General features: G+C 70.0%; 23 protein-coding genes. 9 read left to right on the top strand and 14 right to left on the bottom strand.

Features of this window, described 5'->3' with window-relative positions; translation table 11 throughout:
* Window positions 1-21: 21 nt before the first annotated feature.
* The 3 genes from ACZ6WN_RS29045 to hisI are packed head-to-tail and all read right to left on the bottom strand — an operon-like array spanning window position 22 to window position 1,183.
* On the bottom strand, window positions 22-222 hold the full coding sequence (locus ACZ6WN_RS29045) for an HGxxPAAW family protein (protein WP_465869733.1): 201 nt from the start codon (window positions 220-222) through the stop codon (window positions 22-24).
* A gap of 44 nt (window positions 223-266) precedes the next feature.
* Window positions 267-815, bottom strand: coding sequence for a Trp biosynthesis-associated membrane protein (locus tag ACZ6WN_RS29040; protein ID WP_465869732.1), 549 nt, complete (start codon window positions 813-815; stop codon window positions 267-269).
* On the bottom strand, window positions 812-1,183 hold the full coding sequence (gene hisI, locus ACZ6WN_RS29035) for a phosphoribosyl-AMP cyclohydrolase (RefSeq protein ID WP_465869731.1): 372 nt from the start codon (window positions 1,181-1,183) through the stop codon (window positions 812-814). The genes ACZ6WN_RS29040 and hisI overlap by 4 nt, the downstream gene beginning before the upstream one ends.
* Window positions 1,184-1,356: 173 nt before the next feature.
* On the opposite strand from hisI, the gene ACZ6WN_RS29030 reads away from it, so the two are divergent.
* Both ACZ6WN_RS29030 and ACZ6WN_RS29025 read left to right on the top strand, forming a co-directional pair.
* Window positions 1,357-1,614: a CD225/dispanin family protein gene (locus ACZ6WN_RS29030; RefSeq protein ID WP_378873084.1), complete on the top strand. Its 258-nt coding sequence runs from the start codon at window positions 1,357-1,359 to the stop codon at window positions 1,612-1,614.
* On the top strand, window positions 1,611-2,027 hold the full coding sequence (locus tag ACZ6WN_RS29025) for a DUF2752 domain-containing protein (RefSeq protein WP_465869729.1): 417 nt from the start codon (window positions 1,611-1,613) through the stop codon (window positions 2,025-2,027). Before ACZ6WN_RS29030 ends, ACZ6WN_RS29025 begins: the two co-directional genes overlap by 4 nt.
* Before the next feature lie 18 nt (window positions 2,028-2,045).
* Here the strand turns inward: ACZ6WN_RS29025 and ACZ6WN_RS29020 are convergent, their stop codons facing one another.
* Window positions 2,046-2,813, bottom strand: a complete 768-nt coding sequence (locus tag ACZ6WN_RS29020) for a helix-turn-helix domain-containing protein (protein ID WP_465869728.1) — start codon at window positions 2,811-2,813, stop codon at window positions 2,046-2,048.
* Window positions 2,814-2,899: 86 nt separating this feature from the next.
* On the opposite strand from ACZ6WN_RS29020, the gene ACZ6WN_RS29015 reads away from it, so the two are divergent.
* Entirely contained in the window at window positions 2,900-3,292 is a 393-nt protein-coding gene (locus tag ACZ6WN_RS29015; RefSeq protein ID WP_465869726.1) for a nuclear transport factor 2 family protein, read from the top strand.
* A gap of 7 nt (window positions 3,293-3,299) precedes the next feature.
* Here ACZ6WN_RS29015 and ACZ6WN_RS29010 read toward each other — a convergent pair whose 3' ends face one another.
* Both ACZ6WN_RS29010 and ACZ6WN_RS29005 read right to left on the bottom strand, forming a co-directional pair.
* The gene (locus tag ACZ6WN_RS29010; protein ID WP_465869724.1) at window positions 3,300-5,117 is read right to left on the bottom strand and encodes an ABC transporter ATP-binding protein; all 1,818 of its coding nucleotides are present in this window, start codon (window positions 5,115-5,117) and stop codon (window positions 3,300-3,302) included.
* The gene (locus ACZ6WN_RS29005; RefSeq protein WP_465869722.1) at window positions 5,114-6,898 is read right to left on the bottom strand and encodes an ABC transporter ATP-binding protein; all 1,785 of its coding nucleotides are present in this window, start codon (window positions 6,896-6,898) and stop codon (window positions 5,114-5,116) included. Before ACZ6WN_RS29005 ends, ACZ6WN_RS29010 begins: the two co-directional genes overlap by 4 nt.
* 88 nt (window positions 6,899-6,986) lie before the next feature.
* On the opposite strand from ACZ6WN_RS29005, the gene ACZ6WN_RS29000 reads away from it, so the two are divergent.
* Entirely contained in the window at window positions 6,987-7,610 is a 624-nt protein-coding gene (locus ACZ6WN_RS29000) for a TIGR03085 family metal-binding protein (protein ID WP_465869720.1), read from the top strand.
* A gap of 807 nt (window positions 7,611-8,417) precedes the next feature.
* On the opposite strand, the gene ACZ6WN_RS28995 is transcribed toward ACZ6WN_RS29000, so the two are convergent.
* The gene (locus ACZ6WN_RS28995) at window positions 8,418-9,680 is read right to left on the bottom strand and encodes an HNH endonuclease signature motif containing protein (protein ID WP_465869719.1); all 1,263 of its coding nucleotides are present in this window, start codon (window positions 9,678-9,680) and stop codon (window positions 8,418-8,420) included.
* Window positions 9,681-10,292: 612 nt separating this feature from the next.
* Between ACZ6WN_RS28995 and ACZ6WN_RS28990 the strand changes: the two genes are divergently transcribed.
* A complete protein-coding gene (locus ACZ6WN_RS28990; RefSeq protein WP_465869717.1) occupies window positions 10,293-11,720 on the top strand; it encodes a YncE family protein in 1,428 nt (475 codons plus the stop codon).
* A 98-nt stretch (window positions 11,721-11,818) separates the two neighbouring features.
* Here ACZ6WN_RS28990 and hisF read toward each other — a convergent pair whose 3' ends face one another.
* From hisF to ACZ6WN_RS28975, 3 genes are all read right to left on the bottom strand, one after another.
* The gene (gene hisF / locus ACZ6WN_RS28985) at window positions 11,819-12,580 is read right to left on the bottom strand and encodes an imidazole glycerol phosphate synthase subunit HisF (RefSeq protein WP_465869715.1); all 762 of its coding nucleotides are present in this window, start codon (window positions 12,578-12,580) and stop codon (window positions 11,819-11,821) included.
* Window positions 12,577-13,326 (bottom strand): bifunctional 1-(5-phosphoribosyl)-5-((5-phosphoribosylamino)methylideneamino)imidazole-4-carboxamide isomerase/phosphoribosylanthranilate isomerase PriA, encoded by a 750-nt coding sequence (gene priA, locus ACZ6WN_RS28980; protein ID WP_465869713.1) that lies wholly within the window; start codon window positions 13,324-13,326, stop codon window positions 12,577-12,579. The genes hisF and priA overlap by 4 nt, the downstream gene beginning before the upstream one ends.
* A gap of 157 nt (window positions 13,327-13,483) precedes the next feature.
* Window positions 13,484-14,203 (bottom strand): VOC family protein, encoded by a 720-nt coding sequence (locus ACZ6WN_RS28975; RefSeq protein ID WP_465869712.1) that lies wholly within the window; start codon window positions 14,201-14,203, stop codon window positions 13,484-13,486.
* Window positions 14,204-14,299: 96 nt separating this feature from the next.
* On the opposite strand from ACZ6WN_RS28975, the gene ACZ6WN_RS28970 reads away from it, so the two are divergent.
* Complete coding sequence (locus tag ACZ6WN_RS28970) at window positions 14,300-14,746, top strand: hypothetical protein (protein WP_465869711.1); 447 nt, start codon at window positions 14,300-14,302, stop codon at window positions 14,744-14,746.
* Between the two features lie 19 nt (window positions 14,747-14,765).
* Here ACZ6WN_RS28970 and ACZ6WN_RS28965 read toward each other — a convergent pair whose 3' ends face one another.
* From ACZ6WN_RS28965 to ACZ6WN_RS28950, 4 genes are read right to left on the bottom strand one after another with little or no spacing between them, the layout of a single operon-like run.
* A complete protein-coding gene (locus ACZ6WN_RS28965) occupies window positions 14,766-15,236 on the bottom strand; it encodes an SRPBCC family protein (protein ID WP_465869710.1) in 471 nt (156 codons plus the stop codon).
* A 1-nt stretch (window position 15,237) separates the two neighbouring features.
* Window positions 15,238-15,915 (bottom strand): isochorismatase family protein, encoded by a 678-nt coding sequence (locus tag ACZ6WN_RS28960; protein ID WP_465869708.1) that lies wholly within the window; start codon window positions 15,913-15,915, stop codon window positions 15,238-15,240.
* Window positions 15,916-16,305 (bottom strand): mycothiol transferase, encoded by a 390-nt coding sequence (locus ACZ6WN_RS28955; protein ID WP_465869707.1) that lies wholly within the window; start codon window positions 16,303-16,305, stop codon window positions 15,916-15,918.
* Entirely contained in the window at window positions 16,305-16,748 is a 444-nt protein-coding gene (locus tag ACZ6WN_RS28950; RefSeq protein ID WP_465869706.1) for a DUF1801 domain-containing protein, read from the bottom strand. Before ACZ6WN_RS28950 ends, ACZ6WN_RS28955 begins: the two co-directional genes overlap by 1 nt.
* A 290-nt stretch (window positions 16,749-17,038) precedes the next feature.
* On the opposite strand from ACZ6WN_RS28950, the gene ACZ6WN_RS28945 reads away from it, so the two are divergent.
* From ACZ6WN_RS28945 to ACZ6WN_RS28935, 3 genes are all read left to right on the top strand, one after another.
* Entirely contained in the window at window positions 17,039-17,389 is a 351-nt protein-coding gene (locus ACZ6WN_RS28945; protein ID WP_465869704.1) for a type II secretion system protein, read from the top strand.
* An 83-nt stretch (window positions 17,390-17,472) separates the two neighbouring features.
* Window positions 17,473-18,579: a type IV pilus twitching motility protein PilT gene (locus tag ACZ6WN_RS28940; protein ID WP_465869702.1), complete on the top strand. Its 1,107-nt coding sequence runs from the start codon at window positions 17,473-17,475 to the stop codon at window positions 18,577-18,579.
* A complete protein-coding gene (locus tag ACZ6WN_RS28935; RefSeq protein ID WP_465869700.1) occupies window positions 18,576-20,327 on the top strand; it encodes a GspE/PulE family protein in 1,752 nt (583 codons plus the stop codon). Before ACZ6WN_RS28940 ends, ACZ6WN_RS28935 begins: the two co-directional genes overlap by 4 nt.
* The last annotated feature ends 1 nt before the right edge of the window (window position 20,328 follow it).

The raw sequence follows: 20,328 nt of genomic DNA, 5'->3' as shown, positions 1-20,328 counted from the left end.
GGGCCTCGCTGTCTGTCAGGCTCAGTGTGACTCGACGTTGAAGCCGAGCTTGGCGAGCACGATGAAGAGCAGGCCACCGACGACGGTCACGGCGACGCCGATCCAGAAGACGAACCAGCTGATCGGGTCGAGCATCATGGCGACGCTACCGATGAGGAAGCCGAGGAGGCCGACCGCGACTGCGATCCAGGCTGCCGGGGTGTTGCCGTGGCTGGCGGACATGCGATGACTCCTCTACGAGTTCTTTGTGCTTGGCTGCAGTGTATTCATTGGTCCCCCGATGTCGGGTCCCGACCCTCGTCCAACGACTTCCAGACGTCGATCGTGGACTGCTCCTCCAACGGCTTCTGCGCCGGCTCGGCGGCGGCCGGGGCGTCGTACCTACGGCCCATCTCGAGCCACGACGGTGCCAGCCGTACGGCGGCGACGGCCGCGGCGACGGTCAGGACCGCGCCGAGGAGCGCGAGGTAGGGCCAGGGAGTGGTGGTGTGCTCGGTCTCGCCCCAGACCACCTCGGAGTCGATGGCCCGGCCGAGCGCGTCGATCCCGGCATGGCCGAAGAAGGTGACGATCACGCCGATCCCGGCCAGACCGGCGAGGGCGGCCACCAGACGGCGTACGAGACCTCGGGTGACCAGGACCACGCCCCAAGCCGCGAGGGCGACCAGGGCCAGGCCGGTGGTGGCCGGGGAGTCGTTGAGGTCGGTCGGCATCTGGGCCGGGGCGGTCACCTTCACCCACTCGTGGGAGCCCGCCCAGGCCGCCAGGGCGGCGCCGGCCAGGCCAGTGGTGACGGTGGGGCCGATGGACCTCACGAGAGGGCGCCGGAGGAGATCAGGCCGGCGTCGAAGCAGGTGTGGTCGCCAGTGTGGCAGGCCGGGCCCTCCTGGTCGACCTTGAGCAGGATCGTGTCGCCGTCGCAGTCCAGGCGCACCTCCTTGACGTACTGCCGGTGGCCGGAGGTCTCCCCCTTGACCCAGTACTCCTGGCGGCTGCGGGACCAGTAGGTGGCCCGGCCCGTCGCGAGCGTGCGCGCCAGGGCCTCGTCGTCCATGTAGCCGAGCATCAGCACCTCGCCGGTGTCATGCTGCTGCGCCACCGCGGGCACCAGCCCGTCGGGGTTGCGCTTGAGGCGGTCGGCGATGGCGGGGTCCAGTCCCTCGCTCGTGGGTCCAGTAGTCACAGCTCCAGTATCCCGCCGGGCAACAGTACGGACACAACCGGCATGTCGCGGCGGCGATCCGAGGCCCCCGGAGCTCCCGGCTGCCAGACTCTCCCGGTCATCTGGGCCGGTCTCGGTACGGCCCTGTCAGCCGACCCTTCGGGTCGACTATTCAAACTGGAGAACACCGCACCATGGCTAACCCCACACCGCAGCCGGCCCCGGCGAAGCAGACCGACACCAGCGCCCTCGTGATCGGCATCCTGGTCACGATCTTCTGCTGCCTGCCCTTCGGCATCGTCTCGATCGTCAAGGCCGTCCAGGGTGACGCCGAGGGCGCCAAGAAGTGGGGCATCATCGGCGCCGTCACCGGCGTCGTCGTGATCGTCCTCTACATCATCGCCTCGGTCGTCCTCGGTCTCGGCATGGCCGCCCAGTCGGGGACCATGTGACCACACCCTCACGGGTGCGCGCGGGGCTCGTCCCACTGGCCGTCGTGGCCGGTGGGGCGGGCCTCGCGGCCGTCTTCGCCACCTCTCCCGGGCTCGTCGCCTACGTGCCGCCGTGCCCGGTCCACGCTCTCACCGGTATCGACTGCCCCGGCTGCGGGATGACGCGCGGCACGATGGCGCTGCTGTCGGGTGACGTCTCCGGCGCGATCGGCCACAACGCGCTGATGTTCCTGCTCGGGCTGCCGATGCTCGCGCTGCTCTGGCTCTTCTGGCTCCGCGGCCGCGTCGGCGGTCGCCCGGCTCCCGGCTGGGCGCGCGCCCCCGCCGCCCTCCACACCTGGCTGGCGCTGACCGTCGTCTTCACGGTCGTCCGCAACCTGCCCTGGGCGCCGTTCACCGCGCTCGCCGCCTAGCGTCACCGAGCGTCGCCGCTACCGGTCGGCGAAGTAGGCGGCGGTGGCGTCGTCGGCCGGGTAGTACGACTCGATCGCCACCTCGTCGAGGGTGATGTCCATCGGGGTCCCGAAGGTGGTGATGGTCGAGAAGAGGTTCAGCTCGCGGCCCTCGACCCGAAGCGTCATCGGGATCACGACATCCGCCGCGAGCGCGAGGGATCCCTCCTCGTCCTGGCCGTCGGGTGCCAGCACCTCCTCGTAGAGCCGGATCAGCTCGGGGTCGGCGACGACGGCGAGCTGGCGCCTGACCCGCGCCCGGAACACGGCACGTACGTCGGCCAGGTTGACGACCAGAGGCGCCAGGCCCTGGGGGTGCAGGCCGAGGCGTACGAGGTTGACGGGTGGTTCGAGCAGCGCGGGGTCGACGCCGGCGAAGAACTGGTCGACCGCGCGGTTGGTCATCAGGATGTCCCAGCGGCGGTCGACCACCAGGGCCGGGTACGGCTCGTGGGCGCGGAGCACTCGGCCGATGGCTTCGCGGGCGGCCGCGAGCGCATCGTCCTCGAGGGGCCGCTGGGTGTAGCGCGGCGCGAAGCCGGCGGCGAGCAGGAGCTGGTTGCGGTCCCGGAGCGGGATGTCGAGCTGGTCGGCGAGCCGGAGGATCATGTCGGTGCTCGGCCGGGACCGGCCGGTCTCGACCAGGCTGACGTGACGCGCCGAGACGTCGGCGGCGATCGCCAGGTCGAGCTGGCTGAGCCGACGGCGATGCCGCCATTCCCGCAACATCTCGCCGACCGTGTACATGGGCCCCAGGATCGCTCATCCGCCGGTCCGGCGCCATGAACTCCCATGTCATCGACACCGGTCCGGACCCCGAACACACTGGCGCCATGACCACACAGAGCACATCCACGGACACCGTCGCGGCCCTCACCACCGCCTTCGCCGGGCTTGTCGCGACAGGCGACACCGGGCCGGTCGAGCAGTTGCTCGCCCCGGACTTCCGTCACCACCGACCGGACGCGACCTCGTCCACCAAGGAGCAATGGCTCGAGGCCGTCCGCGGCTCGCTCGAGCGGATCGACGGCATGGAGGTCGAAGTGAAGCACGTCCTGGCGACCGACGACCACGTGGTGATGCACACCCGCCGGCGGCTGCCGGGCGGGCCGGAGATCACCGTCGTCGACATCTGCCGCTTCGAGGACACGATGATCGCCGAGGTCTGGGAGATCATCGAGCCCACGGCCGAAGCCGCCGCGCACCTGTCGTGGTGGGACGCCTGAGCGCTCCTCAGCTGCCCTGCTGGGCGACCCAGGAGGCGTGCAGGCGGGCGTACGTCGAGCCTGCCTGCGCCACCAGGTCGCGGTGCGGGCCGCGCTGGGCGAGGTGGCCGGCGTCGACGACGATCACCTCGTCGGCCGCCTCGGCGGTGGAGAGGCGATGGGCGATGGTGACCGAGGTGCGCCCGCTCATCAGCCGCTCCAGGGCCCGGTTGATCCGCATCTCCAGGCGTGGGTCGACGGCCGAGGTGGCCTCGTCGAGGACCAGCAGGTCGGGATCGGCGAGCTGGGCCCGCAGCAGGGCCACGAGCTGACGCTCGCCGGCCGAGAGCGACTCGCCGCGCTGACCGACGCTGGTGCGGACGCCGTCGGGGAGACCGGCCAGCCAGTCCCCCAGGCCGAGCACCCGGGCGGCCTCCTCGATCTCCTCGTCGGTCGCGTCGAGGCGGCCGTAGCGGACGTTGTCGGCCAGGGTGGAGTCGAAGAGGAAGCCCTCCTGCGGGACCAGCACGACACTGGTGCGCAGCGAGGCGTTGCCGATCTCGCGCACGTCGACGCCGTCGAGGCGGACCCGGCCCTGGGTCACGTCCATCACCCGGGTGAGCAGCTTCGCGATCGTCGACTTCCCCGAGCCGGTCTCACCCACCACCGCGACCCGGCTCCCGGGCGCGATCTCGAAGGAGATGTCGTGCAGGACCGGACGCCCGCCGGGGTAGGCGAAGGTCACTGCGTCGAACTCGATCGAGAGCGGGCCCCTCGGCAGCACCGTGCCGTCGGCGCCCGGGTCGACCAGGTCGGCGGGCGTGTCCAGGATGCCGATCGTGCGCCGCCAGGAGGCGATCGCGTTCTGGGCGTCGGTCAGGATCTGTGTGCCCATCTGCACCGGGCCCACGAACAGCGTCACCAGGAACGCGAAGGCCAGGATCTCGCCGACGCTCAGCGCACCGCCGCTGCCCTGGTAGGCCAGTGCCAGCAGGACGCCGCCGACGATCACACCGGCGTTGGCGAGGCCGCCGGAGAGGCCACCGAGGCTGAAGAAGATCGAGGTGTAGGCCTGCGCCTTGATCTGGGCGGCGCTGGTGGCCTCGATCTCCCGGTCGATGCGCTCCTGGGTGCGGTCCTCGACGGCGTACGCCTTCACCACGGCCGCGCCGACGACCGGCTCCGAGACCGCGGAGAGCATCGTGGCGACCTGGCGGCGGGAGAGCGTGTAGGCCGCGGACAGCTTGCGCTGGAAGAACCGCAGGCTCAGGAAGAGCGGGCCGAAGCAGAGCCACACCAGGATCGCGAGCTGCCAGGAGTAGATCACCATCACGACGGTGGCGATCAGCATCTGGCCGATGCTGACGATGAAGAGCAGGCCGCCGAAGACGATGAACTGGCTGACCTGGTCGACGTCGCTGGTCACCCGCGAGACCAGCGCCCCGCGGTGTTCGGTCGACTGGGTGAGCATCGGCAGGTCGTGGACATGTCGGAAGGCCTTGGTACGCAGCGTCGCCAGGCCCCGCTCGGCGGCGGTGAAGAGCCGGCTCGTCATCAGGAACGACGCCACGCCCGTGACGGCGATGGCCACCACCGCGATCAGGCCGGCGCGCAGGACGTAGCCGAGGTCGGGGCCGTCCGGACCGCTCAGGCCGTTGTCGAGGGTCTGCTGGACGACGATGGGTACGACGACCTGCCCGACGCTCGCGACCACGGCCAGCGCGAAGGTGCCGCGGATGCCCTCGACCAGCTCCGGGGAGTGCTTGATGCCCCGGCGGATGGTCTCGATGGCGCCGAGGTCCTCGCCGCTGCCGACCCGGGTCTCGGGCTCGAGGGTCGTCGTCACTGAGCCACCTCCGGGGTCTCGTAGGCGTTCACCAGGCGGGCGTAGGACTCGTCGCGGGCGAGCAGCTCGGTGTGGGTGCCGCGGTCGCGGATGCGGCCGTTCTCGAGGTGCACGACCTCGTCGGCGAGCGCGATCGTGGCCTTGCGGTAGGCGACCACGACGAGGCTGGTGTCGCCGGAGCCGTTCCGCAGCGCGGCGAGGATGCGCTGCTCGACCTCGGGGTCCACCGCCGAGGTGGCGTCGTCGAGGATCAGGAGTCGCGGGCGGCGTACGAGCGCACGGGCTAGGGCGAGGCGCTGACGCTGGCCGCCGGAGAGGCTCGCCCCACGCTCGCCGAGGGTGGTGTCGAGGCCGTTCGGGAGCGCGGTGACGAAGCCGTCGGCCTGGGCGGCCTTGAGCGCGGACCAGACCTCGTCGTCGGTGAGGTCGGCGCCGAGGGTGACGTTGCCGCGCACGGAGTCGTCGAAGACGAAGGCGGTCTGCGGCACCAGCGCCGCCACCCGGGCCCACTCCCCCGCACCCAGGTCGCGCAGGTCGGTGCCGTCCAGGGTGATCCGGCCGGCCTCCGGGTCGACCAGTCGCGCGAGGAGCATGGTCAGGGTGCTCTTGCCGGCGGCCGTCTCGCCGACGATCGCGACCGTACGCCCCGGCTCGACCTCGAAGTCGACACCGTCGAGGAGCCTCGGGCCGTCGGCGTAGGCGTAGGAGATGCCGTCGACCCGGAGGCGGGCGCCGGTCGGCTCGCGGCTGGTCGTCGCGGTGCCGTAGACCAGGCGCCCGGTCGCCTCCAGCACCCGCTGCACCCGCCGATAGCCGACCACGCTGCGCGGGAACTCGCCCAGCAGCCACCCGAAGGAACGGATCGGGAAGGAGACGATGGTGAGCAGGAAGCCGATCTGGACGACGTCACCGGGCGCGGCGACACCGCTGGAGACACGGCCGACCCCGACGGCCAGGACGGCGAGGACTCCGAGGCTGGGCAGCGCGGCCAGTAGTGGGTCGAAAGCAGCGCGGAGCCGGCCCGCGTGGATGTTGACGTCGCGCAGCTCGCGCGCCTTGTCCTGGAAGCGGGCGGTCTCCTCCGCCTCGCGCCCCAGGGTCTTGACGACGAGGGCGCCGTCGAAGGACTCGTGGGCGATCCCGGAGAGCTCCGCGCGCAGCTGCTGGGCGCGGGTCATCAGCGGTGAGGAGAAGCGCTGGAAGACCAGGTTGGCGACGACGACTGCCGGGAACACGAGGATCGCGACCGAGGCCAGCACGACGTCGGTCCAGAACATCTGACCGATCGCGATCACCATCATCGCGAGGGTCCCGACCGCCATCGGCAACGGCGCAATCGGCGCCCAGGACGCCTCGACGTCGGAGTTGGCGTTGGAGAGCAGCTGGCCGGTCGGGTGCCGGTGGTGCCAGGCGAGAGGCAGCGCCAGATACTGCCGGGTGACCGCGCGGCGCGAATGGGCCTGCATCCGGTACTGCATCACCCCGGCGCCCAGCCGTCGCGCCACCACCCCGACCGCCCGCAGGATCGCGACGCCGACGAAGAGGCCGACCACGGCCCACAGCCAGCCGGCACCGATCTCGCCGTCGCGCAGCGCCGGAACCAGCACATGGTCGGTGGACCAGCCCAGCACCCAGGCATCGGCGACGGTCAGCGCGCCGAAGAGCGCCGAACCGAGAGTCGAGAGCGTGAATACCGCCCACTCACGCCGGATGGCGACTCCGAGAACCTTGAACCCGTCGGTCGTGGTGGCCCGCTGGGGTGTTGGTTCATCGTCGCTCATCTCGAGGTAAAGCCTAGGTCAGCACCGTGGTTGCGACGAATTTTTTTGCTGGCTCCCCGGGTGGGGACGGCTCGGTAGGGTGCAGTGCGTGGTCTCCTTCGCGCGCTCCGAGCGCATCGCCCTGTGCGACACCGCCGTCTCCCTCGGGCCGACGGCCCCCACACTCTGCGACGGCTGGGAGGTCAAGGACCTGCTGGTGCATCTGCTCGTACGCGAACGCCGCCCGTGGGCCGCGGCGGGGATCCTCCTGCCGCCGCTCGCGCCCGTGCTGAGGAAGGCGGAGGCTGCGTACGCCGCCCAGCCGCTCGAGGATCTCGCCGCCCGCCTCCGCGACCCGAAGGGCACCCCCTTCGCGATCGGTCCGATCGAGAAGGCGGTCAACACGGTGGAGTTCTTCGTCCACCACGAGGATCTCCGCCGCGCCCAGCCCGGCTGGGAGCCGCGTACGCTCCCCGCCGCCGCCGAACGAAACCTCTGGCGCACCCTGAAGCTGCTCGGCAAGGGCCTGGTCCGTTCCGCCGACACGCCGCTCGTGGTCAGCAACGGCACCGACACCGCCACCCTCCGCGCCGGCGAAGAGCCCGTCACCATCACCGGCCCGGTCGGCGAGCTCCTGCTCTTCTGCTTCGGTCGTCATCAGGTGCGGGGCCTCTCCTTCGACGGTCCGGCCGAGCGGATCACCCGGCTAGAGAATGCGAGTCTCGGGTTCTAAGGCTGGGACTGGCTGTCGGGGGTCGGTGGCTGGGTTGGTCAGAGGCGATTTTCGCGGTTGGGGTGTCTCGTAGGGCTGATGGCCGCCGACCCGTTACGGAGGGTGTTCTCGCCGGTTCCCGGAGTCAAGGACGGCCTGCGGCCGCCGGCTTCGCCGGCCGCTTCGCGGTCCTGGACACCGGGAGCCGGCGAGAATTTTGGCTGGCTATCGGGTCGGCGGCGGGGTTTGGCGCAGAGTTCTTTGGGTTGGGTACGGGCCTGGGGATCCTGGGTTGATGGGTCCTGGAGGCTGGCGTGTTTGCGGTGCTTTTACAAGACGATGACAGCTTGTGAAGGCTTCACAAGCAGGGCCGTCGGCCAGGCCGCGACGACTCCGTCACAGGAGCCGACGCTGCCTCCACCCCTGCTGTCCACGCGGTCCCAAACAGACCGCCGGCGCAGGACCGAGGCGGGATCACCAGCCGCAGGGGCAGACGGGACGCCGTCAGTTGACGCAGGATCGCAGGCAGCACCAATAGTCGGCAAGCGGCACGCCGTGGCACCGGCAGCACCGGCAGCACCGGCAGGCAGTGCTGACACACCGCAGCACCGGCAGGCAGTGCTGACACACCAAAGCACCGGCAGGCGGCACCAGCACGCGGCACCAGCACGAGCCGATCAGCGCCGCCCGCAAACCCACAGGCCACGGGTCGGCCACCCAGCTGAACGGCACAACCCGACGGGGCACGGGACACATCCCAGCGATCGCCGCGTGACAGGCTCGGAGGCATGCAGGCGCGACAGCGCCGGCCCGCCCGGATCAGCCGGTCTAGGTGCGTCGGGTGAACCGGATCTGTCCGTCGGGGAGCCGCTCGTAGGTGTAGTCGGCGGCGTGGATCCGGTGATGATCATTGGGACACAGCAACACCATGTTGGCGAGGTTTGTTTGGCCGCCTTCGGACCAGGGTTTTAGGTGGTGGGCTTCGGTCCAGGCGGCGGGGGCGTCGCAGTCTTCGGCTTGGCAGCACTTGTCGCGGAGCCGTAGTGCTCGGTGTTGGATCGGGTGCGCCAATCGGGCGGTGCGGCCCAGGTCGAGGATCTCGGAGTCGGTGCCGAGGACGACCGGGACCAGGTCGGCGTTGCAGGCCATCCGGCGGGCCTCGGCGGCGGTGATCTTCTCGCCGTCGAACCCCAACGCAGCGGTGCCGAGGTCGGCACGAAGCTGGTCCAGGCTCATGGTGATGAACACCGTGGTCCCGTGGCCGCCATGCCTGGGCAACAGGTCGACGTCGTAGGTCTCGATCACGCGGGCGAACGCCTGCCCCAGGAGCCGGTCATAAGGGGCTTTGCGGCCCTTGTTCTCCGCGGACAGCTTTCGGGGCTGCGCCAGCGAGTCGAGAATGGTGCGCAGCCTCATCCCGACGGCGCGGGAGACCCTCGCGTGGAGGTCGATGGTGCCGTCGCCGTTGTCGCGGGCGGTGTAGAAGGTGCGCCGGGCGGCGTGCTCTTCTTCCCGCTGCAGGGCCTTGGCCTCGGCGGCTTCGAACCTCTCGGGGTCGATCTCGGCGAGGATGCGGCGGCCGGCGTTCTTGAGCTCGTTGGCGGTCATCCAGGCGGCGTAGTCGACCAGCATCTTCTCGGCCGACACCAGGTGCTCACCACTGGCGGCGGGGTCGGCCTCGACGGCGTCGAGGGCCTTCGTGATCACCCGGGCCTTGTCTTGGGACACCATCCCTTCGGCCAGCCCGGCAGCGACCAGGTCGTACTTGGCGACACCAGCGGCGAGTTTGATCTGGGAGCGGGCCACACCCTTGTCGACCAGGAGTTCGGTCCGCAGCCACCCCGAGACGTCCTTGGCCCCGGTCTCCTCGGCGATGTCACCGGCAGATGCGAGGACGCGCAGCTTCAGGGCGGCCTGCATCGCTTGGAGTTTCTCCAGCCGTTCGAGCAGGTCCTTCTTCTGGCTGGTGCGCCAGTACGCAGGGTCGGTGGCCAGCAACTCTTGGAGGGCGGTCTCGATGGCCTGCAAGGCGGCGTCGATCGCGTCACCGGGGTTGGTTCCCCAGTGGTTGATGTCGCGGCCGAGACTCATCGCCTACCCTCCTCTCAGAGGTGTGTTGTGATGGGTCTGATTCTACGCCTCGCGCGCCCTGCTGACTATCTATTTTCCCTGATCAAACAGCGTTTTCGCAGTTAGCGAACGCCCTCGCTTCTGTGGATGGTAAGTGGCCCGAAGGGCCACCTCTCACACCCCACCAACACCACCTGTCCCGAGAGTGCATGCGCTGCGCCACACCCGGGCCGCCGCCCCGATAGCCAGCCAAATCTTTTCTCGACGGGCCCCGGTGTCCAGGACCGCGAAGCGGCCGGCGAAGCCGGCGGCCGCAGGCCGTCCTTGACTCCGGGGTCCGTCGAGAAGACCCTCGTGATCGGGTCGGCGGCCCACACCAGCCCCGAAGAAACGGTCACGGGACAGGTGGTCTCGACAAGCTCGACCACCGACCGTCACACCGGTCCACGACAACCGGTCGAGACAAGCCCGACCGACCGGCGTACGAAGAAGTTCTTCGATCCCCGAGAAGAACATCTGCCTCAGCCGACCCTGCGAGCACCAGAGGAGAGCAGCACCGACGTACCGACCGTAACCTCCCCGCACCCCGAGACGTTGTGTCTCAGATAACCGAATCCCCCAGGAGGTCCCACGATGCGTCGTGCGGCAGCAGTCATCGTCGCCATGCTCTTCGTCTTCTCGCTCAGCGCGGCCGCTCCAGCTGTGAGTGCGAGCGCGACTTCGAAGCTGCGGGACGTGATGGTCGTGGGCAACAACTGGGACGGGACGGCGTCGATCGTCGATGCTCGCAGCTTCGAGGTGCTGCGTAAGGACATCGACCTGGTGCCGGACAAGGACGAGGAGATCGCCGCGATCCACCGGGATCCCGAGCGGCTGGCCATGTACTACCTGGTCCGCTACGGCCCGGGCGAAGGCAACGACCAGCTCGTGGACGACGTGTTCACGACCCGGGACGGCAAGCTGCTGGCGGTGTCGCGTCCCAGCCTGGCCGACGTGGTCTGGATCGACATCGAGAAGGCGCTCGCGGGCTCTGCGGACTCCGTCGTGGTCGAGCAGCAGATGGACGGCCACCGCACCGACCACATGGGCCTCTCCCCCGACGGCACCAAGCTGCTGGTCTCCGACTCGACCTCACGCTCGGTGCACGAGTACTGGATGGGCGGTGCCGGCGACCCACGGACCGGCGAGCGGCTGCGTACGTTCGAGTCGGGCGAGACTCCCCACGAGAACAACTACTCCGAGGACGGATCGCGGATCTTCCACGCCTCCATCGGGCGCGTGTACCTGCCCGGCGACCAGAAGGAGATCTCCCTCGCCTCGCTGCCGCTGATCAACCTCGACCAGCTCGGCCTCGGCACCATCCCCGGCACCGACCTCCTCCCGCCGATCAAGATCGGCCCGATCCACGACGCGATCAAGGGCGACCGCTGGTTCGAGATCGTCGACGAGTCCAGCTTCGAGGTCTCCCAGCGCTGGGAGATGGGCAAGGAGCTGGAGGAGGCCGGCTATCCCTCGATCTCCTCAGCCGTACGTCCCATGGCGGTCGCGCCGGGCGAGCGGTTCATCTACTTCCAGATGTCGTTCCTGCACGGCCTCGTCGAGTTCGACACCCAGGCGGCCGACATCGACGGCAAGGTCGGCTACTCCACCGGCTCGATCGAGGAGCCCCGCACCGGCGCCGTCACGCGAGTCATCCCGCTTCCCAAGCGCACCCAGCTGCCGCGTGAGCTCTACGTCAACGACTCCGCCCACCACGGCCTCTCGATCGACCCCACGGGCCAGACGCTCTGCGCGGCGGGCACGATGGACGACTACGTCGCGATGGTCGACCGCTCCACCGGCGAGCACACCATCCTCGACGAGAACACCACCGGCCACTACTACGGCAAGCCCTACTGGACCACCGAAGGCCTCGGCAACACCTGCTGGGCGTCGCTCTCCGATGCCGACGCGGTCGCCGTGATCGACTTCCGCACCGGCGAGGAGCTCGCCTACCTCGACGTCGGCAACCACCCCCAGCGCGTACGCCACGGGCAGATCCCGAACGCGCTGCTGAGCTAGGCACCGGCGCGACGACGATCCCGACCTCGGCGGGCCACGACCTCTCCGCCGAGACGGGATCCTGCCGGGCTACCCACTCAGCAACCAGCGCACGTCCGTCAGCGAACCGGCGCGCCGGCCCCGGAGAGCGCCTGCTTGACCTCGCCGACCCGCACCTTGCCGAAGTGGAAGATGGTGGCGGCGAGAACGGCGTCCGCACCGGCCTCCACAGCGGGCGGGAAGTGCTCGGCCCTACCCGCGCCACCGGAGGCGATGACGGGGACGGTCACCTCGCTGCGTACGGCCTTGATCAGGTCGATGTCGAAGCCGTCCTCGGTGCCGTCGGCGTCCATCGCGTTGAGCAGGATCTCGCCGGCGCCGAGCTCGACGGCCTTCGCGGCCCATTCGATCGCGTCGATCCCGGCAGACTTGCGACCACCATGCGTGGTGACCTCGAAGCCGGAGTCGGTGCCCGGCGCCCGCCGGGCGTCGACGGAGAGCACGAGCACCTGGTTGCCGAACCGGTCGGCGATCTCGGCGATCAGCTCGGGACGGACGATGGCCGCGGTGTTGACCGCGATCTTGTCCGCGCCGGCACGCAGCATCCGGTCCACGTCGTCGACGCTGCGGATCCCGCCACCGACGGTGAGCGGGATGAAGACCTGCTCCGCGGTGCGGGTCACGATCTCCAGCGTCGTCGCGCGCCCCTCGTGGGAGGCGGAGATGTCGAGGAAGGTGAGCTCGTCGGCGCCTTCCTTGTCGTACGTCGCGGCCAGCTCCACCGGGTCACCGGCGTCGCGCAGCTCCTTGAAGTTGATCCCCTTGACGACGCGGCCGGCGTCGACGTCGAGGCAGGGGATGACGCGTACGGCAAGGCTCATGACTGGTCCCCACGCGGCCGGCCACGGGTGAGGTCGAGCGCGTCGGCAAGGTCCAGGGAGCCGGTGTAGAGCGCCGTGCCGGCGATCGCACCCTCCACGCCGACCTCGACCAGGCCCATCAACGCCTCGATGTCGTCGATCGTGGTCACTCCCCCGCTCGCCACGACCGGGCGATCGGTGGCCTCGCAGACCGCGCGCAGCAGGTCGAGGTTGGGACCCTGGAGCATGCCGTCCTTGTTGACGTCGGTGACGACGTAGCGCGCGCAGCCCTCGGAGTCGAGGCGGGCGAGCGTCTCGTAGAGGTCGCCGCCCTCCTTGGTCCAGCCGCGCGCGGCGAGGGTTCGCCCGCGTACGTCCAGACCCACCGCGACCCGGTCGCCGTAGGTCGCGATCGCCTGCCGGGTCCACTCCGGGTTCTCCAGCGCGGCGGTGCCGATGTTGACGCGGCGGCAGCCGGTCGCCATCGCGGCCTCGAGCGAGGCGTCGTCGCGGATGCCACCGCTCATCTCGACCTTGATGTCGAGCTTGCCGACGATCCCGGCGAGGATCTCGCGGTTGTTGCCGTGGCCGAACGCGGCGTCGAGGTCGACCAGATGGATCCACTCGGCGCCGGTCTCCTGCCACCTCAGCGCGGCCTCGTAGGGATCGCCGAACCGCTTCTCCGACCCGTCCACGCCCTGGACCAGCTGCACCGCCTGCCCGCCCTTCACATCGACGGCCGGCAGGAGCTCGAGGTAGTCACCCATGGTGACGATCCTATGTTCTGTACGTCGTCACCCCTGCCCCGCCGTCCGGGTGCGAGACGGTTTGTCCATCAAGGTATGCAGGCGAAGCAACACATCCCTCGCGGAACTCCGCACGGGAAGCGGCACTTCGGCTGCATACCTTGACGAAGCAGCACGCCTACCGGGGCGCCAGCACCTCGAACTCGTACGCATCCGGGTCGGTCATCCGCGCCCAGCGGCCGTCGCTGCCGATCTCGGCGACCACCGTCGCACCCAGCTCGACGAGGCGTCGGATCTCCGCGGCGGGACCCGTGTCCTCGGGCGCGATCAGGTCGAAGCGGAATCGGTCCCGCGGGCCGCGCGGAACGGGAGGCGGCCCGCCCCAGGCGACCTTGGCGCTGCCCGAGGGGGTCGCGACCGCGGTCTCGCCGTCCTGGTCCCAGACCAGCGGCCAGCCGAGCGCTGCGCTCCAGAAGACGCCGGTCTCCCGCGACCCGTCCGCGGCGACCTCGCCGAGGAACCCGGTGCCGGCGAGCCAGCTGTTGCCGGCCGGGATCACGCAGAGCTCGTTGCCCTCCGGGTCACCCAGCACGACGTGGTCCTCGTCCGGCAGCTGCCCCACGTCCAGATGCGTCGCCCCGAGACCGATCAGCCGGTCCACGGTCCGCTGCTGGTCATCCGGCAGCGTGCTGGTCAGATGCAGGTGATGCGGGTTCGCCAGCGTCTTCGGCGCATCCGTGGGCACGAACCGGATCCGGAGGTCCGCCTCCGCCCGCGGCAGCAGCCTGATCTCCTCGTCCGCGGTCTCGATCTCCCGACCCAGCACCGCCGCCCAGAACTCCGCGACCCGCTCCGGATTGTTGGCATCGATGCAGATCCCGAAGCGCCGAGGTGTCATGGCCGGCAACGTAGGACGTGGTCCGAGGCTTGCACAACCAGATTCCGGGCGCGCTCCGGACCGGTTCCACGCCCGGGCGGGGTTAGGTTGATGCCTGTGTCGGACGAGTTCGAGGTGTTTCTCCCGCTCCCTGAGGAGATCAACGACTGGTCGGGGCGCCAGCTGGATCCGCAGATCAGGCAGTCGATCGGGCTGGGGAACATCGTGCGCATCCAGGTCCAGGCGCCCTCACTTGACGGCACAGGCACATCGTCCGAACCGGTGGACGCCTGGCGCAGTGACGTTCCCTATCTGAAGGTCATCGAGGTCGACGGCGATCGGCTGACCGGCGTGGTCGACGACCCGTACCGGTCGGACTACAGCTGGATGACGAACGGCCGCATCATCGAGTTCGACCGAGCGGCCGTCACCGAGATCCCGCTCCAGTGGGAGGGCAACGAGGAGTTGGCGGCGCAGGCCGAGCTGACCGGCCTCAGCCGCCACGTCACGGGCTCGATCGACCCGGACGATCGCAACATCTACGGCGAGGACGCCGACCGATAGCCGCGCGAGGTGGAGCCGATCAGTCGGCGTCGGCAGGGCGCGCGGCCACGGTCGCGAGCTTGGCTAGCCCCTTCTCCATGTCGGGCGCGATCGCCTTCTCCATCGAGTAGAACCTGAGCATCAGCCCCATCACACCGCTCACCGACCCGGTGTGGGTCCAGGTCAGCCGCGTACCGTCAGCGACGGTGGCCAGGTCGAAGCTCACCGTGCTCCGGCTCTTGAACGGCTTGAGGAACTCCAGCGCGACCTCGACGTGCTCGGGCCCCGACTCGGTGATCTCCATCGCGCCTGCGCCCGCGCGCTTGTTGCCCGACCACGCATAGCGCGCGCCGACACCGGACTCCGCGCCCGAGTAGGTGCGCGTCATGTCCGGGTCGAGCTCCTCCCAGGGCGACCAGGCCGGCCACTCGTGGAAGTCGTCGAGCAGCCCGTGGACGCGTCCGATGTCGCACGGCAGCACCGCGGACCTGGCGACCTCGTAGTCGGTCATGTCACGACGGTACGCCTGCAGCGACCAGTTCGAGTACGTCTTCGGTGCTGCGTACGTCGCCGAAGGTCCGATAGATGGTCGTCAGGGTCGCGTTGTGGGAGTCGTCGTTGCGGCCCGCGGTGGCGTCGGCGACCAGGATCGTTCGGTATCCCAGCGTCGCCGCGTCGCGCGCCGTGCCGGCGACGCAGACCTCGGTGAGCGTGCCGGTGACGACGACATTCTCGATGCCACCGTCCCGAAGCTGGTCGTGCAATGTCGAGCTGCCCGGGAACAAAGCGCTGGTCGACGTCTTCTCGACGAGAAGGTCTCCCTCGCGTGCCTCGAGACCCGGGCCGAGCCGATCCTCGATCGGCCCGGTGCCGCCGCTGTGTCGGAACATCTCGGCGACATCCTCGCCGAGGAACTCCCGTGCCCACGCGGGCTGGCCGGGGTCGCCGGGAACCACCCAGGCAACGACGCCGCCGGCCCCACGCAGAGCATCAGCGAGCCGACGTACGTTCGGGGTGATCGCACGGCACGTCGCGTTCGCCTCGTAGAAGAACGGGACGAGGTCGACCACGAGGAGCGCGGTCCGAGTCGGGTCGAGGCTTTGGTAGGCATGGCGCCTGCCGCGGCGCGCCTCCTGCCGCGCGTACTCCCGCTCCGGGATCGCCCAGCCGTGCACCCTCGGCGACGGCACTCAGGCGCTCTCGCGGTTGACGCCGACGGAGCCGTCGATGCTCTCGCGGAGGATGTCGGCGTGGCCGGCGTGACGGGTGGCGTCGCAGAGGCGGGCGGCCATGATGTTGAAGAGCATGACCCGCTCCTCCCACCACGGTACGTAGCCGGGGGCATCGATCGGGAGCGCCTCGATCGTGGCGTCGACGTGCGCGCCGACCAGCGCGTAGAGGTCGAGGACGTCGGCGCGGCTCTCGTGCTCGGTGGCCCGATGGGTGGCGTCCCACCACCCGTCGGCGTCCCAGGGCGGGAGGTCGATCGGCGGGGTGCGGTCGAAGACCTCGCCGACGTAGCGGGCGTCCGAGAGGGCGTTGTGCTTGACCAGGCCGAGCAGGTTGGTGCCGGTGGGCATCACTGGGTGTCTCCCTCCGCGGCGCGCTTGCCGTAGGTGTCGTGGGTCAGGGTGGCGTAGGAGCGGCGGACGATCTCCTCGAGGACCTCCAGGTCGATCGCGTCGAGGTTCTTGAGGTAGAGGCAGCCGACGCCGGTGGTGTGCGGGCCTAGGCCGGCGAGGAGCTCCTCGTGGGACCCGGTGCCGTCGTTGAGGTAGACGACCGAGGCGGCCTTGCGCGGCGAGAAGCCCGCGGCCGGAGCGTCGCCCTCGTGGCCGCTGGCGTAGCGATAGTGGTACGTCCCGAAGCCGACGATCGCGGAGCCGAACATCCGGGGTTCGACACCGGTCGCCCGCCCCATCAGCTCCAGCAGCCGCAGCGCGTCTCGACGTCTTCCGGGGGCCGTGACGCCCTCGACGAAGGCCTTCGGGTCTTCGTCGGTCCAGGTCGCCTTCACCGCCATCCGCTCACCCTAGCCAGCCGCAGCGCACAGAGCAGCCGTTCGACCTCGAAAACGGACTCCGACCTGGTGAAACACAGCAGAGGAACGCACTCGCGACAACCCCGGCACCGTATGCCCCCGTGGGTATGTATGGCTTTGAAAGTGGATACAGATGGTCGCCAATGAATGCCTCCCCTTGATTGGGTATACGGCCTATTTCTTCCGGTTTACGGGTTGACGCGCGCGGTTGAAATTCCTATCGGCACTCGGGCCTGCCGACCAAACAGCCTCCATCCAAAGGAAACCCAGCCATGCTGCACAACACCCTCACCCGCGTCCGTCAGGCCCGCCGCGACGACAGCGGATTCACCCTCATCGAGCTCGTGATCGTCATCCTCATCCTCGGCGTCCTCGCCGGGGTCGTGGTCTTCTCGGTCAACGGCATGAGCGACCGTGGCACCAAGGCCGCCTGCCAGGCCGAGGTCCGCACCGTCGAGACCGCGATCGAGGCCTACCGGGCCGACAACGACCGCTACCCCACGACCGTCGGCGACCTCGTCGGCAACTTCCTGCGCAGCGAGCCCAACGGCCCCTCGACCATCGACAACGCCACGACGGTCGACGGCACCGGCGCAATGCCCGCCGGCGCCACCACCTGCTAGTGACCCCAGCCGCCCGGGAGGGCCGCGAAACAGCGGCCCTCCCCCGGCACCACCTCCTCCTCCAAGAAACCAGGGGCCACCCCATGCAGACCACCCTCCACCCCGACAGCCGGGTCGACCAGCTGCTCGCGGCCGTCTGGCAGGCCGGCGGCACCGACCTGCTCCTCTCGGTCGGCCTCCCTCCGATGCTGCGGATCGACGGAACCCTCACGGCCGCTCCGGGCACGGACGTACTGACCGCCGAGGACACCGATGCGCTGCTGGCCGAGGTCCTGACCCCTGCACAGGCGACGGCCTGGAAGAGCAGCCACGAGTACGACTTCTCCTTCTCGTGGCGCGAGCACGCCCGGATCCGCGGCAACGCGTTCACCCAGCGCGGCCTGACCGCGGTGGCGCTGCGGATGATCCCGCGCACCATCCCCTCCCCCGACGCCCTCGGCCTGCCGCCCGCGCTGCGCGCCCTGGCGCTGCGCCACCAGGGCCTCATCCTGATGACCGGCCCGACCGGGTCGGGCAAGTCGACCACGCTGGCCTCGCTCATCGATCTGATCAACACCAGCCGCGGCTGCCACATCATCACCGTCGAGGACCCGATCGAGTACGTCCACGACCACAAGGTCGCCGCGGTCAACCAGCGCGAGGTCGGCACCGACACCGCCACCTTCCCCGACGCGCTGCGCAGCGTGCTCCGCGAGGACCCCGACGTGCTCCTCGTCGGCGAGATGCGCGACCTGGAGTCGATCCGGTTCGCGCTCACCGTCGCCGAGACCGGTCACCTGGTCTTCGCGACCCTCCACACCAATGACACCGCCCAGTCGATCGGCCGGATGATCGACGTCTTCCCCGCCGAGCAGCAGGCCCAGATCCGGGTCCAGCTGGCCGCCGCGCTCAGCTGCGTCGTCTACCAGCGGCTGATCCCGAAGATCGGCGGCGGGATGACGGCCGCCTACGAGGTGCTCGTGGCCACCCCCGCGGTGCGCAACCTGATCAAGGAGGGCAAGACCCACCAGCTGCGCAACAGTCTCGTCACCGGCTCCCGCGACGGGATGCTCACCCTCGAGCAGTCGCTCTCCCGGCTGGTCCAAGAGGGCACCGTGGCCGAGGAGGAGGCGCTCGCGCGCAGCCTCTATCCGCAAGACGTCGAGACCCGGCCGAGGTACGCGACCTCGCTCAGGAGCGTGACCCGATGAGGATCCGCACGCCGCGCCGCGACGACCCGGCCGCACCGTCCACCCCGGCCACCGAGGTCGGCGCCGACGACCGGCTCGCCGCGCTGCTGATCTCCTCGCGCCGGCTCGCTCCCCACCAGATCGACGCCGCCCGCAGCTCAGCCGGCGGCGCCACCCTGGCCGAGAGGCTGATCACGGCCGGGGCGATCAGCGACGAGGACCTGGCCCGCGCGATCGCCGGCCACTACGGCGCCGAGACGATCGACTTCCGGCGTACGTCCCCGCAGCCCGACGCGGTCGCGCTGCTCGGCGCCGACCAGGCCCGTACGCTGCGAGCAGTGCCCCTCGCGGCCGACGAGCGCCGGGTCGTCCTGGCCGTCGTGGACCCTTCGCCCGAGCACCTGGGTCGGCTGAGCACCGCCGTCGGCCGACCCGTCGTCGGGCTCGTCGCCACGCACCGTGCCCTCGACCTGGCCCTGGCGAGCGCCTACAAGGCGACCCGGGAGGTCGACAGCCAGGTCCAGGCGTTCGAGACCCGCGACGCCCTGCGCCGCGAGGCGGCCGGCCTCGACGGCGCCCAGGCCAACGAGGACGCGCCGGTCGTCCGGGTCGTGCAGATGGTCATCACCCAGGGCCTGCGCGACCGCGCCTCCGACATCCACATCGAGCCGTACGGAGACCGGGTCCGGGTCCGCTACCGCATCGACGGCGCCCTCACCGACGTCCTGGACCTGCCCGGATCGATCGGTCCCGCGGTCGTGAGCCGGGTCAAGATCCTCGGCGGGATGAACATCGTCGAACGGCGCCGGCCCCAGGACGGCCAGATCTCGATGGTCGTCGAGGGCCGCGAGGTCGACATCCGGGTCGCCACCACCGCCGTCGTCGGCGGGGAGAAGATCGTCCTGCGGCTCCTGGACAAGTCCCGCTCCCTGTTCCAGATGCAGCAGCTCGGCATGCCCGACGAGGTCGCCGAGCGCTACCGGCAGCTCATCCACGCCCCCTTCGGGATGGTGATCTGCGCCGGCCCGACCGGCGGTGGCAAGACCACCACCCTGTACGCCTCGCTCGGCGAGGTGAACACGACCGAGCGCAACATCATGACGATCGAGGACCCCGTCGAGTACACCTTCGACTCGATCAACCAGATCCAGATCAACGAGCAGGCCGGGATCACCTTCGCCGACGGCCTGAAGTCCATCCTGCGCCAGGACCCCGACATCATCCTCGTCGGCGAGATCCGAGACGTCGACACCGCCCGCATCGCGGTCCAGTCGGCCCTCACCGGCCACCTCGTGCTCTCCTCGCTGCACGCGACCGAGGCGGTCTCGGCGCTCTACCGGCTCGTCGACATGGGGGTCGAGACGTTCCTGATCGCCTCCTCGGTGACCGCGGTCCTCGCCCAGCGCCTGGTCCGCCGAAGCTGCACGAGCTGCCTCGAGCCGTACCAGCCCTCCCCCGACGAGCTCGCCTTCCTGCGCAGCTTCGGCGACCCGGAGGCCGACCCCGCCGCCGACCGGTTCCTTCGCGGCACCGGCTGCCACCTCTGCGCCCACACCGGCTACCTCGACCGCATCGGCGTCTACGAGCTGCTGACCGTCACCGACGAGGTGCGAGAGCTCCTCATCGACCGGGCACCGCACGACGAGATGCGCAAGCTCGCCCGCAGCCAGGGCATGCGCACCCTCCAGGAGCAGGCGGTCCGGCTCGTCCGCGAGGGCACGACCACCGCTGCCGAAGTCATGCGCTCGATCTACGTCGCAGGAGTCTGAC

The sequence above is a fragment of the Nocardioides sp. NPDC054178 genome, assembly GCF_055585005.1.
This window is presented reverse-complemented; position numbering and strand designations above follow the sequence as displayed.